This is a genomic window from Rahnella inusitata, from assembly GCF_965118895.1.
GTDB lineage: Bacteria > Pseudomonadota > Gammaproteobacteria > Enterobacterales > Enterobacteriaceae > Rahnella > Rahnella inusitata_A.
Window position 1 is genome coordinate 209,364 of sequence record NZ_CBCPJJ010000004.1, and the last position, 13,245, is coordinate 222,608.

General features: G+C 50.1%; 13 protein-coding genes. 5 read left to right on the plus strand and 8 right to left on the minus strand.

Annotated elements, in window-relative coordinates:
* The first annotated feature begins 32 nt into the window (after nt 1-32).
* On the plus strand, nt 33-200 hold the full coding sequence (rmf, locus tag ACMHLI_RS04695) for a ribosome modulation factor (RefSeq protein ID WP_112166295.1): 168 nt from the start codon (nt 33-35) through the stop codon (nt 198-200).
* A 190-nt stretch (nt 201-390) separates the two neighbouring features.
* On the opposite strand, the gene fabA is transcribed toward rmf, so the two are convergent.
* Together fabA and ACMHLI_RS04705 are read right to left on the minus strand one after the other, a co-directional pair.
* Entirely contained in the window at nt 391-909 is a 519-nt protein-coding gene (gene fabA / locus ACMHLI_RS04700) for a bifunctional 3-hydroxydecanoyl-ACP dehydratase/trans-2-decenoyl-ACP isomerase (RefSeq protein WP_413528460.1), read from the minus strand.
* A gap of 68 nt (nt 910-977) precedes the next feature.
* A complete protein-coding gene (locus tag ACMHLI_RS04705) occupies nt 978-2,744 on the minus strand; it encodes an AAA family ATPase (RefSeq protein ID WP_413528461.1) in 1,767 nt (588 codons plus the stop codon).
* Between the two features lie 210 nt (nt 2,745-2,954).
* On the opposite strand from ACMHLI_RS04705, the gene matP reads away from it, so the two are divergent.
* Entirely contained in the window at nt 2,955-3,413 is a 459-nt protein-coding gene (gene matP, locus ACMHLI_RS04710) for a macrodomain Ter protein MatP (RefSeq protein WP_112166292.1), read from the plus strand.
* 137 nt (nt 3,414-3,550) lie between these two features.
* Here the strand turns inward: matP and ompA are convergent, their stop codons facing one another.
* The gene (gene ompA / locus ACMHLI_RS04715) at nt 3,551-4,627 is read right to left on the minus strand and encodes a porin OmpA (protein ID WP_413528462.1); all 1,077 of its coding nucleotides are present in this window, start codon (nt 4,625-4,627) and stop codon (nt 3,551-3,553) included.
* A 356-nt stretch (nt 4,628-4,983) separates the two neighbouring features.
* Nucleotides 4,984-5,490: an SOS-induced cell division inhibitor SulA gene (gene sulA, locus ACMHLI_RS04720; RefSeq protein WP_413528463.1), complete on the minus strand. Its 507-nt coding sequence runs from the start codon at nt 5,488-5,490 to the stop codon at nt 4,984-4,986.
* A 219-nt stretch (nt 5,491-5,709) separates the two neighbouring features.
* Between sulA and ACMHLI_RS04725 the strand changes: the two genes are divergently transcribed.
* Nucleotides 5,710-6,363, plus strand: coding sequence for a TfoX/Sxy family DNA transformation protein (locus ACMHLI_RS04725; protein ID WP_413528464.1), 654 nt, complete (start codon nt 5,710-5,712; stop codon nt 6,361-6,363).
* Between the two features lie 19 nt (nt 6,364-6,382).
* On the opposite strand, the gene yccS is transcribed toward ACMHLI_RS04725, so the two are convergent.
* Together yccS and ACMHLI_RS04735 are read right to left on the minus strand one after the other, a co-directional pair.
* Entirely contained in the window at nt 6,383-8,524 is a 2,142-nt protein-coding gene (gene yccS, locus ACMHLI_RS04730; protein WP_413528465.1) for a YccS family putative transporter, read from the minus strand.
* Between the two features lie 51 nt (nt 8,525-8,575).
* Nucleotides 8,576-9,037 (minus strand): YccF domain-containing protein, encoded by a 462-nt coding sequence (locus ACMHLI_RS04735; RefSeq protein WP_413528466.1) that lies wholly within the window; start codon nt 9,035-9,037, stop codon nt 8,576-8,578.
* 207 nt (nt 9,038-9,244) lie between these two features.
* Between ACMHLI_RS04735 and helD the strand changes: the two genes are divergently transcribed.
* Nucleotides 9,245-11,299 carry a DNA helicase IV gene (helD, locus tag ACMHLI_RS04740; protein WP_413528467.1) on the plus strand — a complete coding sequence of 685 codons (2,055 nt, stop codon included), beginning with the start codon at nt 9,245-9,247 and terminating at the stop codon, nt 11,297-11,299.
* A gap of 33 nt (nt 11,300-11,332) precedes the next feature.
* Here the strand turns inward: helD and mgsA are convergent, their stop codons facing one another.
* Entirely contained in the window at nt 11,333-11,794 is a 462-nt protein-coding gene (gene mgsA / locus ACMHLI_RS04745; protein WP_413528468.1) for a methylglyoxal synthase, read from the minus strand.
* A gap of 118 nt (nt 11,795-11,912) precedes the next feature.
* Complete coding sequence (locus tag ACMHLI_RS04750) at nt 11,913-12,572, minus strand: DUF2057 family protein (protein WP_413528469.1); 660 nt, start codon at nt 12,570-12,572, stop codon at nt 11,913-11,915.
* A 192-nt stretch (nt 12,573-12,764) separates the two neighbouring features.
* On the opposite strand from ACMHLI_RS04750, the gene ACMHLI_RS04755 reads away from it, so the two are divergent.
* Nucleotides 12,765-13,178 carry a CoA-binding protein gene (locus ACMHLI_RS04755; protein WP_413528470.1) on the plus strand — a complete coding sequence of 138 codons (414 nt, stop codon included), beginning with the start codon at nt 12,765-12,767 and terminating at the stop codon, nt 13,176-13,178.
* The last annotated feature ends 67 nt before the right edge of the window (nt 13,179-13,245 follow it).

Genomic DNA, 13,245 nt, shown 5'->3' on the forward strand with positions numbered 1-13,245 from the left:
ACCTAGACCTGAATAAATGAGGGATACAAGGCATGAAGAGACAAAAACGCGATCGCCTGGAACGGGCACAATCACGTGGTTACCAAGCAGGTATTGGCGGGCGCTCTAAAGAGATTTGCCCCTACCAATCGTTAGATGCCCGATCACATTGGCTCGGGGGTTGGCGACAAGCCATGGAGGTCAGGGCCGTTAACGCTTAAGCGACAGCTCTGTCAGAATAAGGAACAACCTCCGCTACGCGCGGAGGTTTTCGTTTGTGTGGCTAGCGATGACGCAAACATGATTCCCGGTAAAATGTTCTCAATAAAAAATAATCAAAAAAAATCACCAGACATAAAAAACGGCGAACCCTCAAGGCTCGCCGTTCTGTAAAACGCGGTATTTTAACATTTAGAACGCAGCGGCGTCCTTGAACAGACCGACTTTCAGATCGGTCGCGGTGTAGATAACCACACCGTCAACCAGAACCTCACCATCGGCGACGCCCATGATCAGTTTACGGTTGATGACGCGTTTGAAGTTCAGGCGATAAGTCACCACTTTGGCCGTAGGCAGAACCTGTCCGGTGAATTTCACTTCGCCGACACCGAGTGCGCGGCCTTTGCCTTCGCCACCGAGCCAGCCCAGATAGAAGCCGACTAACTGCCACATGGCGTCCAGACCCAGACAACCAGGCATCACCGGGTCACCGATGAAGTGGCAGCCGAAGAACCACAAATCAGGATTGATATCCAGTTCAGCTTCTACATAGCCTTTGCCATGGCTGCCGCCATCTTCTTGCATCTTGACGATGCGATCCATCATCAGCATGTTGCCTGACGGTAACGGAGGACCGCCAGCGCCGAAGAGTTCACTGCGGCCGGAAGCTATGAGGTCTTCTTTCGTATAGGAATCGCGTTTATCTACCATGTTCTAAGTAAGCCTTATTTTAATGAAGGACGAAGATTAGCTTACAGCTGTAAGCTGAACAACTCCGATCAGCTGTGACTAAACCAGTTCAACCAACGAAGAGGCCAGGGATAACGCGGGCCACCTTGCGATGTTGCCAGCGCAATGCGCTGCTGGATCAACCCCAACAAACTCGGACGCTCTTCTTCACCTTCTCCTTCGTTTGAGTAAATCAGTCCGGTCAGGATAGGCAGCGCTTCGGCTGCGTTATCTACTGCCCATAAATGAAACTGGCCTTCGCGAACGGCGTCCAGGACCTGCGGATGCAGGCACAAATTACGCACGTTGCTGGCAGGCAGAATGACCCCTTGCTTACCGGTCAAACCGCGACGTTGACAAACTTCGAAGAAACCTTCGATTTTCTCATTAACGCCACCAATAGGTTGCACGTTCCCAAACTGATCGACAGAACCTGTCACCGCAATTTGCTGGTTTATCGGCTGCATCGAGAGCGCACTGATCAGTGCGCAGAGTTCAGCAAGGGAGGCGCTGTCGCCATCCACTTCACCGTAAGACTGCTCAAACACAATCGAGGCGGAGAAGGGCAGTGGCTGGTCAAGTTCTAACTCGGATATCAAAAAGGCCTGCATAATCATCATACCCTTGGCATGAAGATTACCGCCCAGTTCCGCTTTACGCTCGACATCAGTAAATTCACCGTCGCCGGTGTGTACGACACAACTAATGCGCGAAGGTTCACCTAATGCCCTCGGGTGCCCTGGATATTCCAGAACGGAGAGGCCGTTGATTTGGCCGACGACTTCTCCTTCGGTTTCAATGCGGATCTGCCCCAGCTCAATTTCATCCTGCATGCGTTCCTGCAAATAGCTTTCACGCCATGCACGGGCATTGGACGCCGCTTCTAACGCCTTCGCGCTCAGAAGCTCGTCTTCGTTGTAGAGAGCCGCTTCGCTAAGTTGCATATTCAGCCAGACCGGGTCTAATGTCAGACTTCCCTGATCGGTACTCTGTCGGATTGCTATTTTCAGAAACTCTGGCCACGCATCCGCAGCAAGCCGCGGGACTTCCAGCTCATCCGCCAGCGTATTGATATATCCGCACCAGGTTTCCATGTCACTCGGTTCGGTCAACGGCAGGTCAGCTTCGAATTCACCGTAGATGGAAGAATCCATCAGCTCCGGTTCCATATCACTGAGATCCCCCAGAGACAGGCGATCACCGACCAGAATTACGCGGATATCCAACGGCATCGGCGGAATGGACGCGGGCAGAGGACGAGTTTCATCAGGTGACACCCAATGATATTGCCCCTCAGTAATCATCTGCTTCAGACGTAACCACATCAGGGGCTGAGCGAGCAGGCTGCGAATCGACAATATCAGCACGCCACCATTGATGTGATGTACCAGACCAGGCTCAAGTTGGAGCTGGTCCTTATACACGCGGACGCAACCAAACAGCTGTTCAGGTTCAATCCATTCGCGGTACTGGCAGGTAAACTTGGCTGCAAAAGCATCTTCTGCCGATTTAGCCGCCAGCAAAGTTACCTTGTTACCTTCAATGTGATAGCGGTTTCCGACGACGTCATCCGGCTCAGGCAACAGCTCGCTGACCACATTGCAGATACGGGAAAGGTACTCACGGTTTTCCTGCGCTTTAAGAACCATAAAGCGGGGGCGCGAGCGGGGATGACAAAACAGCGTTAAACCATTTTCCAGCCGAGGCTGAGTTCCAGCGAAATCGACAGGGGCTAACTGGGCAGCCGTTGCAAAAATTGCCTCATAAGGCGCGGAGTCGGGCAGTAAAAGCTGCCAGTCAAGTCGGTTATTGGTCAATGTGTTAGCTGTTTTCTATAAAAAGGGAAAGTGCGATTATACAAGAATAAACACGGCTGCATACAATGAGAGTCACGACCGAATCCGAGTTACTGCACATTGCTGAACAGGTGCGCAAAAAACAAACAAAATATGCGGGTTTATTTGCAGTGAAAAATGAAATAAAGCTGTTATGCTTAGTAAAGTTACGTGGTCACATAAGAGTTCACGATGAAATATCAGCAACTGGAAAATCTGGAAAGTGGTTGGAAATGGAAATACCTGGTCAAAAAACACCGGGAAGGTGAGCGGATCACCCGCCATTTAGAAAACAGCGCTGCGCAGGAATCAGTGAATCAACTTCTCAGTCTGGAAAGTGAGCCGGTGAAGGTCATGGACTGGATTGCTAACAATATGAATCCGGCACTGGAAAATCGTCTCAAACAAACAATCCGTGCGCGCCGCAAACGTCATTTTAACGCTGAACATCAGCATACCCGCAAGAAGTCCATCGATCTGGAGTTTCTGGTCTGGCAGCGTTTGGCTGGGCTTGCGCAACGACGTGGTGCGACGTTATCCGATACGATTATTCAACTACTCGAAGACGCTGAACGCAAAGAGAAATACGCCAATCAGATGTCTTCACTGAAAGAAGATTTACAGCAAATTCTGGGTAAACAAGACAGCTGATCCTCTCGTCATCAGTGTTTCATAAATAACAGTGACGTTGCTGAATTAATACCCACTTTCAGTCATAACAATAAGCCATAAAAAAACCCCGCCTTGGCGGGGTTTTTGATATCTGTAGCAAAAGCTAAAGAGTGTTATTAAGCCTGTGGCTGAGTAACAGTATCTTTGTAGCCTTTAACTTCGATTTCTACACGACGGTCTGGTGCCAGACAGTCGATCAGAGCAGCACGGCCTTTAACGGAGTCACAGGTAGAACCAGTAACTGGGTTAGATTTACCCTGGCCTTGTGCAGAGATCTTGTTAGCAGGGATACCTTTAGATACCAGGTAATCTACTACGCTCTGAGCACGTTGCTCAGACAGTTTCTGGTTGTATTGTTCTGAACCGATACGGTCGGTGTAACCCAGAACGATAACAGAACCGTCTTTAGGATCGATTGAGCTCAACTGGCTGTACAGCTGATCCAGAGCCTGTTGGCCTTCTGGTTTCAGAGTCGCTTTGTTGAAGTTGAAGAGAACGTCAGATTTCAGAGTGAATTTCTTAGTCTCTACAACTGGAGCTGGAGCTGGTGCCGGAGCAACAACTGGAGCTGCTGCTTCATCTTGACCGAAACGGTAAGAAACACCCACAGCCAGCATGCCGTTATCAGGACGTGCGCCAACTGTAGCTGCGTCACCGATGTTGTTAACCCACTGGTAATCCAGACGGGTAGCCCAGTTTTTGGTAACTGCGTATTCAACACCAACTGCTGCCAGTGGAGAAACACCGGTGTCGTGGTCGCTGATGCGGCCAGCTGCGCCATTGTTGAAGTTACCTTTAGAGTCTGCACGCCAGACCATACCACCCAGACGGGTGTAGATGTCCAGATCGTCAGTCAGTGGGTAGCTCAATTTAGCAGCCAGCTGAACGCCTTGTGCTTTGAACGCGCCGTTGTTTACGCTGCCTTTAGAAGGCATGCGACCAAGCCAGTCATATCCCATTTCAAAGCCCAGGTATTGGTTCGCTTGGTAACCCAAGAACGCACCTGCACCCAGTTGGCTTTCGTGGGTAGGGCCGTTGCCGATACCTTCGTAAGCGTTTGCGAAACCAGTGTCATGGTATTGGGACCAGCCCAATTTACCACCGGTATACCAGGTGTTATCTTTAGGGGCGGCTTGCGCTACGGTAGCGAAACCTGCCAGTGCCACTGCTAATGCGATAGCTGTCTTTTTCATTTTTGCGCCTCGTTATCATCCAAATAGGCAATTGAGCTTTAAGCTGTAAGCCCTTGGTTAAAATCCTTACGCCAAGGTTATTGCTTCAATTAGGAACTTGCCACTTTACGTTGGCATTATAGAGCAACCTTGGCGTTGTAAAGTCTACAACGTGGCGCGAAACTTACAAGCTTGAAGTGTTAACACCGTGGAAAAAAAGGGAAAAACGTACACATTTTTTAACGTGTTTGACCTTTTGATGACAAAACTTGGAGGATAACTGTGTCAGGAATGCCCGTTTTTACTGGCTTTGGCGCTTGTTCCAGCACAAATCACTAAGTTCCGTATTATTTTCATCAGAACATTCCTAATTTGAACTAATGATATACAGACGAGTGAATTTTTACTGTTGAGTGATGTCCATTGGCTGAACTTTGCTCATTTGTTGGCTTCATAATGAACCCGTAAGCCCCTCCCTGACGTGCTGCAATTTGCAGTCTTTCTCTCTCCACATCATTCAATTCGGGTAGCCATCCCAACACCACGCTGTAATTTCCTGTTTGAAGCGCTTTTTCCATCGCATCTACTGTCGACATCGCCGTAATCTGATTCACCTGAACCATTTTATCAACGGGCAAACCCGATTCAGACAGCCATACACGACTCAGTTTTTGTTGTGGAGTAAGCCATAACAGCCAGCGTGACTGTGTACCGAGATGGTGAAGCAGAGGCAGGAGTAACTGGGCAAAAGCAGGTTGGCTCGCACTATAGACGAACTCAGTGATCAGACCATTATTCAGGGATGCAGACATATTTACCTGTGGATGACTTACCGGCAAAGCAAGCTGACTAAAATGATGATTTGCATGTTGTTGAGTTCGCATAATGGTGTACCCCAGTGAGTTACTGTATGAATGTACAGTACTCTGGTGGTGAACAAAGATCAACCCAATTTTTTCCAAGATATCTCGCAAATTTCGAAGGTAACAGGCTGCAAATGCATTTTGTATTTGGCGGGATGCACCACATTGCGTATTTTGATTTTAGCTGTTTAGCTAACCCATAAATGGGGTGTATGGAATTAATGTGAAAAGGATAACGCAATGATAAGTCAGTCAAAAAAACGTATTCTTCAATGTATGGAACTCTTCGCTTCATTCGGTAATATTCGCGCCCGCTCACAGTTTGGTGGGTACAGTTTATCGGCCAATCGCGTGATGTTCGCCCTGGTCTCAGACGGTGAGCTGTATCTGCGTGCGAGCCATGAAACCGAACAATATTTTTGTGAACAGGGCATGGAAAGGCTGATTTATCGAAAACGCGGGATGGCCGTTCTGCTCCGTTATTTTAAGGTGAGTAAAGCCCAGTGGGAAAATCCGAGAGCATTGCGTCAGATGGCAATGCTTTCTCTGCGAGGAATGCAACGTGATATCGACAGACGAAAAAACAACGAAGCCGGGCGGCTCAAAGACTTACCTAATCTGACGCTGGCATTGGAAAGAATGCTATGGGAAGTGGGGATCGAAAATTCAGATGATCTTCGCCTGCAAGGGGCATGTGTGACGTATGAAAAGCTCTGCGCAGTCAAAAAGGATCTGAGCATTAACATATTGATGGCTCTTGAGGGCGCAATTCTGGGCTTTCATGAAGCGGCTTTGCCAATGGCATCCCGTGAGTTGTTAACTCAGTGGTATAACCATCAGCAAGAGCGGATGGAGCAGCAACGTCAAAATACACATAACGTCGCAGCAAGTTGACAGGCGCGGGACGTGCTTCTCAGGGATGACTTTGTCCGGGCAGAATTTTGTTGTTTAGGCTGGTGAGCTCAGGTAAATGAGCCACCAGCAAGCCAATCTGCTGAAGTACGAGCTGTTCTTTACTGTCGGATTCTGTCGTTCGTAATTGGATCCGCGCAGTCAGATGATTAAGCGCGCGCTGTATCCGGTCTGTTTCTGTCGGCATATGATTGAGAGCACCATCCACACAACACGCCGCATCATCGAGCAGGTGAAGTGTTTCAGTATCTTCAAGCTTCTCCCGGTGCGCACCGAGTGCTGAAATGTAGCTCAGCATAGTGTGATTGAGGCATAACAGTCTGAATGCAGCGTCGAGCGTAGCAGGATCGTTATTTTTCTCGGAGCTCATGTTGGAGACCACCGAAGCCAGTTCTGCATCGCAGTTATGCGCATCGCGGCGTGCCAGTCGGTAATCCAGGCTGTTATCTTTGCCCTGATGATATTGCACCAAAATGGCATCCAGATAGCGGCAGTTAGCTTCAAAGGTTTTGCTGACTACCCTGTCAATCTGGCGGAATTTCCAGTCAGGCCAGATATAACTCACTGCCGCCCAGGCAATCCCACAGCCAATCACCGTATCGATAATACGCGGTATGGCTACTTCGAAACCTTCGCCCAGCAAATTGAAACACAATAACACCAACAGGGTGATAAACATGGTGGCCTGCGCATATTGCACGGTACGAAATGCGAAGAATAACAGTCCACTGATGACAATCAGGATCATCTGGCCGTCAACGGAAGGGACGAAATACAAGATTGGAATACCCAGCGCGATACCTGCTAGTGTGCCGATAATCCTCAGCGCTAGACGACGACGCGTTGCGCTGTAGTTGGGCTGGCAAACAAACAGGCTGGTCAGCAAAATCCAGTATCCGTGATTCATTCCACTAACCTGAATAAACACATATCCGACAAATAGCACGACGGACATGCGAATGGCGTGGCGAAACAGCACCGACTGCGGCGTAAAATGGCGCGAAATGCGCAGCCAGATATCATCCAGACCGGTTAACCGGTCCTCTGCAAAAGGACTCTTGCCGGACTGGTTCTCAGGTTCTGACTGCTCTGATTCGATGTTTGCCAGCTGCGCATCGATCGCATGCAGGTTGCGTAAAAGATGTCGCAATGCCTGTAACATTTCACGATGATCACCCTGGGCTTCGAGGCGTTTGAGCGCTTCTTCGAGCCGTGCAAATGCGCGCTCGAACTGGCTGTTATGCGAGTAAGGCTGACGATAAAGAATGCACTGCGAAAGTTGAGAACAGGCGCGGGCTTGCATACTCATCAGGCGTTGGAAACGGAAAAGGATGTCACTGTGGTGGAACTGTTCGCTGAGTTTCAGGTATTTCACATGCGAAGAACTGGCGCGCTCGTGAATATCCTGCACGACAAAATAGTAATGAAGCGTGCGGCGGGTGCCTTTCTGCCCCCGATCACCTTTCAGGCGGGTTTGCAGCGTATTTTTGGTCTGGTTCAGCGTGGCAACCAGTTGCCCGTTGGCCATCGCGAGTTCCACCAGTTGCTGATTATTGTCTTCCTGATCGGGGTCAAACAAGGTCGCTTTGGCTTCCAGATACGCTGCCAGTTGAGTGAAACAGCGTGAAATCTGATCCTGAAGGGGTCGGATAGGGTAGAGCAAATGGCCGGCAAGAGTAAGCAAGTTATACCAGATGGCACCAGCCAGCAGGAGCAGCGGCTGCTGATACCAGATATGGTACATACTGGTGCCAAGCATCGTGTAAATCGCAATCAGCAACGCGCCAAACGCAATAGTGGCGTAGCGCTGGCCGAGTGCGCCAAGCAGTATGAATCCGCAGGTTGAGAGCATCAGTCCGGGCGCGAAAAGCCACGGATGGGGAAAAAGCAGTTCTATTGACGCCGATGCAATAAAAAAACACACCAGCGTAATCAGCAAATTGCGCAAACGGCCAGCCAGCCGGTCGTCGAGGTCGGCCAGCGCGGCGGCAACCACGCCCAGCGTCAGAGGTATGGTCAGCGTAATCTGACCTAACCACCATGGCACCGCTGCGGCGCCTGCCAGAGCAATGAAAATCCTGATGTGATAAAGAACATTGCTGTTATAGGCGTAACGCCTTAAACCTGGTGCAATAGAGAGCACGAAAACCCCACGTTAAACAAAAAAGTCACAGCAATTAAAAAGCGGTTTTATTCAGCGAATACGGCCATTTTCACGAAGGCGGGCGGCATTGGCCTCACGCATCTGTTTGGCCAGTTCGACAGAGACCACGCGGCGGCCGACAGGCCAGAGTGCGATCGCAGCGATTTTAAAATTCGCGATGCCAACAGGAATTCCGATAATACTGATACATTGAGCGATACCCGCAACAATGTGAGAAATACATAACCACCAGCCAAAGAAAATCAACCAGAAAATATTCAGCAGGGTACCACCGCCGGAAAGCAGGGCATTACGTCTCTCGGGATATAAATCATCGACATGCACGGCTTCATTACCAAACGGCAGCAATGACAGGCGGGTGATTTCCCAGCAGGAGCGGGTCAGCGGCAGGGTGAAAATCAGCACAATACTGACCAGCGTGGCGAACAGCCAGGCGAGCGTGGTGAAAAAACCACCTAAAACAAAGTTAAGAATATTGAGTACAGTGCGCATGTGGGGATTTTCCCGAAGTTATTAAAAATGTTAAAAGATTTCATGTTCACTAAATGGAAACACCTGCTTTATTCTACCTTGTTTTTTCGAGCGGATCGCCTCTGCTATTCACAGGTGAACTCCTAAATACGCTTTACCCATCTTAAGATGTAAAATAACGCATACTATTTTTCCGTCAGGAATAAAAAGAAAACACGGTGTGATGATATGGAATTGAAATCGACTTCTTTCGGGAAACATCTGGCACAGCACCCTTACAACCGGGTACGCATGCTGAACGCGGGCGTTGAAGTCAGCGGCGACAAACATCACTACCTGATCCCTTTCAATCAGTTGATCCAGATCCGCTGTAAGCGCGGCATTGTCTGGGGTGAGCTGGAATTCGAACTGCCGGATGAAAAAGTCGTGCGACTACACGGCACCGAATGGCAGGAAACGCAGCGTTTTTATCAGCATTTGCTTAAGGTCTGGCAGAGCTGGAGCGTTGAAATGAGCGACGTCAGCGCCGGGGTATTGCACGGGCAGGTCCAAAAAATAGAGCACATTGAGCAGCAGGATAAATGGTTCAAACGTGTCGATCTTGCTGATGTGCAAAAAGACATCGCCGAGGCCTTTAGCGCCATACCGGTACCGGTTGAGCGTCTGGATGATTTTGATAACTGCCGCGACGATTATCAGACCTGCCTGCGCTGGCTAGAACAGGGTAAACGCAGCGTAGAGCGGCGCAATCTGGCCTGGACTGAACGGGTCATTGCTGAGAATCGTGACTTCTTCGACACTGTTGAAGTTTCTCCGCTCAACGACAGTCAGTGCCGCGCAGTGGTCAATGGCGAAGATGCGGTTCTGGTACTTGCTGGCGCGGGCAGCGGAAAAACATCGGTGCTGGTGGCGCGCGCAAGTTGGTTGCTGCGCCGTCAGGAAGCGCAACCGGAGCAAATTCTCCTGCTGGCATTTGGCCGTCAGGCCGCTGACGAAATGAACACCCGTATTAAAGAGCGTCTGCACACCGACGGTATCAAAGCCAAGACGTTCCATGCGCTGGCCTTACAAATTATCCAGGAAGGTAGCAAGAAAGCGCCGAAGATAAGCAAACTGGAAACCGACGCCAAAGCGCGCCGCAGCCTGCTCATCAAAACCTGGCAACAACAGTGTGCCGAGAAAAAAGTTCAGGCCAGCGGCTGGCGTCAGTGGATGACAGAAGAGCTGGAATGGACGGTGCCGGAAGGTGATTACTGGAAGAACAAAGCGCTGGCCGAACGCCTGGGCAGCCGTCTGGAACGCTGGCTGAGCCTGATGCGCATGCACGGCGGAAGTCAGGCGGAGATGATTGAAGCGGCACCGGAAGAGGTGAAAGAGCTTTTCCAGAAACGCATCCGTCTGATGGCCCCGTTCCTGAAAGCGTGGAAAACCGCACTGAAAGAAGAGGGCGCCGTTGATTTTTCCGGGCTTATCCATCAGGCAGTTAATATTCTGGAGAAAGGTCGTTTTGTCAGCCCATGGAAACACATTTTAGTGGATGAATTTCAGGATATTTCGCCACAACGCGCACAGTTGCTTTCGGCACTGCGAAAACTTAACAAGCACACCAGTCTGTTTGCCGTCGGCGATGACTGGCAGGCGATTTACCGTTTCAGTGGCGCTGAACTTTCACTGACAACGGCGTTTGCAGATAACTTTGGCGAAGGTGTGCAGTGCGCGCTCGATACCACCTATCGCTTTAACGATCGCATCGGTGAAATCGCCAATAAATTCGTCCAGCAGAATCCCTATCAGCTGAAAAAACCGCTTAACAGCCTGACGAAGGGCAACAAGAAAAACGTTGTGATCCTTCCTGAGGATCAGATGGAGCAACTCCTGGATAAGCTCAGCGGTTACGTTACGGCACAAGAGCGAATTATGGTGCTGGCGCGCTATCACCATCTGCGCCCGCAAATTCTCGAGAAAGCGGCCACGCGCTGGCCGAAACTTAACCTGGAATTTATGACCATTCATGCCAGTAAAGGTCAGCAGGCGGAATACGTGATTATTGTCGGGTTGCATGAAGGCAATGACGGATTCCCCGCGCCGGCACGTGAATCAGTGCTGGAACAGGCGTTACTACCGGAGCCGGAGAATTTCATGGATGCGGAAGAGCGGCGCTTGCTGTACGTGGCGATGACCCGTGCAAAGCATCAGGTCTGGCTGATGCAGGATAAAGCGCGCCCGTCGGTGTTTATCGGGCAGCTGGAAGATATAGGCGTACCGGCGCAGCGAAAACCGTAACGCAAAGGCCCGGATTGCCGGGCCTTTGATAAATCATTCTTTTAAGCGCGCCCACAAATAGCGCTGATAATCAGGGATAGTAATTTCAACCTCTGACTGGAACAGCGGTGACTGGATCAGAAAGTCAGCGGTAGAGAGGTTGGTGGCGACGGGGATATTCCACACCGTTGCCAGACGCAGCAGCGCCTTGACGTCCGGATCGTGCGGAACAGCATTGAGCGGATCCCACAGAAAAATCAGCATATCAATTTTCCCTTCCGCAATCAGCGCACCGACCTGCTGATCGCCGCCCATCGGGCCGCTCAGCATACTTTTGACATTAATCCCGGTGTTGCGCTGAACCAGATTTCCCGTCGTGCCGGTGGCATAAAGGACATGCTTAGAAAGCTCAGCGACGTTTTTATCCACCCATTTCATCAGAGTATTTTTGCAATGGTCGTGCGCGACGAGAGCAATATGCTTTTGTTTGGCGATCGTGCGGGTTGTGAATTCCATCTAAATCCCTTCAACGCGAAAGTAAGAGTGGATCACAGAATACTGAAACTGGGTTTTACTGCATAGGGCGGGGGGAATAATTTGGTGTTAAGAAAGAGAATGCGTGATGCAGATTAAGTTACGACGCTTGTTCCTGTTTAACCGGAAGTTTAAACCAGAGCAAAAACTGTTCGATACCCGCATTGGCGGCGAGACGTGTCCACAGCGGATGAAGATAAGTTAACTCAATCTGCGAAGGCATTTCGCGAGTCATTACCGTTTTTCTTTCAGCGTTATTTTTGGCGAACGTGGGCACGGCCGCGCGCGCACCGGACAGGTTATAGGTCATCATGAGTTTTTCAGCGTCTGCGACATGCTCGGGATTAAACACATTCAGCACATCACGTTGGGTTTTAATCTGAAGACCTTGTTCATTGACCAGCTGATAATTCATCATGTGGCTGAACTTTACGGTTTCTTTTTCGCTGCTTAATGACGGCAGAACGAAGGAAACAGAGCGGTGACCCTGCGCATTAAAGGTGACGATAAACGCCGGAGAGTGGTAAAGCAGGGGAGTTTGCGGTGCAGCCGTATGAACACTTTTGCTAACCTGAAACAGGATCTGATGCTGACCACCATCGAGTTCGAGGCTTTCCGCACCTTTAAGAATGGCACCAGACATCAGTTTGCCGTCAATCACCAGAACATCCACGTCCGGTGAAAGTTTGAGGGAGGTCGCCGAAGCTGACGCCATCAGGCTGAGACTCGCTAATGCGACCAGCGCATGACAGACTTTCATTCTTCTCTCCTCAAATACAACGCTCTTCATTGTCTATTATCAAGCAACGCTGATAGTGTGTCAAAGTTTTACAAAATGTTTTAAATTCACACGTTTCAGTCTGAGGTATGACGCTCCTTTTATAAGCGGCACACTGTCGGAATCCGGATGCTGAGTTACACTTAGCTCAGACAGGTCAAAGGAGATAATCCCGTGCAAGACAATGAGATCCGCGACATTCTGCAGAATGTGAAAACCATCGCACTGGTTGGTGCCAGTGATAATCCGGGGCGTCCGAGTTACGGCGTCATGGCTTACTTACTTTCCCAGGGCTATGAGGTCACCCCGGTCAGCCCTAAACTCGCCGGGCAGGAGCTGTTTGGGCAGAAAGTTGTCGGTTCGCTGGCGGAAATCGCACATCCGGTGGATATGGTCGATGTGTTCCGCAATGCCGACGCTGCTTACGGCGTGGCGCAGGAAGCAATCGCGATTAAAGCGAAAGTCCTATGGCTGCAAATAGGTGTGATCAACGAACAGGCCGCAGTGCTGGCCAAAGAGGCCGGGTTGAGAGTGGTAATGGATCGCTGCCCGAAAATCGAAATACCACGCCTGGGTATCGAACAATAGTTTTATGCAACAATCGTTTTGCTAGCGGTTACGGCAAAAATCGAAACAAAAAACCGGCTGCAACGGC

Bases quoted from the DNA above. Each gene is read 5' to 3' on its own strand.
- rmf (WP_112166295.1), top strand. From the start codon at position 33: ATGAAGAGACAAAAACGCGATCGCCTGGAACGGGCACAATCACGTGGT.
- fabA (WP_413528460.1), bottom strand. From the start codon at position 909: ATGGTAGATAAACGCGATTCCTATACGAAAGAAGACCTCATAGCTTCC.
- matP (WP_112166292.1), top strand. From the start codon at position 2,955: ATGAAATATCAGCAACTGGAAAATCTGGAAAGTGGTTGGAAATGGAAA.
- ompA (WP_413528462.1), bottom strand. From the start codon at position 4,627: ATGAAAAAGACAGCTATCGCATTAGCAGTGGCACTGGCAGGTTTCGCT.
- sulA (WP_413528463.1), bottom strand. From the start codon at position 5,490: ATGCGAACTCAACAACATGCAAATCATCATTTTAGTCAGCTTGCTTTG.
- ACMHLI_RS04725 (WP_413528464.1), top strand. From the start codon at position 5,710: ATGATAAGTCAGTCAAAAAAACGTATTCTTCAATGTATGGAACTCTTC.
- ACMHLI_RS04735 (WP_413528466.1), bottom strand. From the start codon at position 9,037: ATGCGCACTGTACTCAATATTCTTAACTTTGTTTTAGGTGGTTTTTTC.
- helD (WP_413528467.1), top strand. From the start codon at position 9,245: ATGGAATTGAAATCGACTTCTTTCGGGAAACATCTGGCACAGCACCCT.
- mgsA (WP_413528468.1), bottom strand. From the start codon at position 11,794: ATGGAATTCACAACCCGCACGATCGCCAAACAAAAGCATATTGCTCTC.
- ACMHLI_RS04750 (WP_413528469.1), bottom strand. From the start codon at position 12,572: ATGAAAGTCTGTCATGCGCTGGTCGCATTAGCGAGTCTCAGCCTGATG.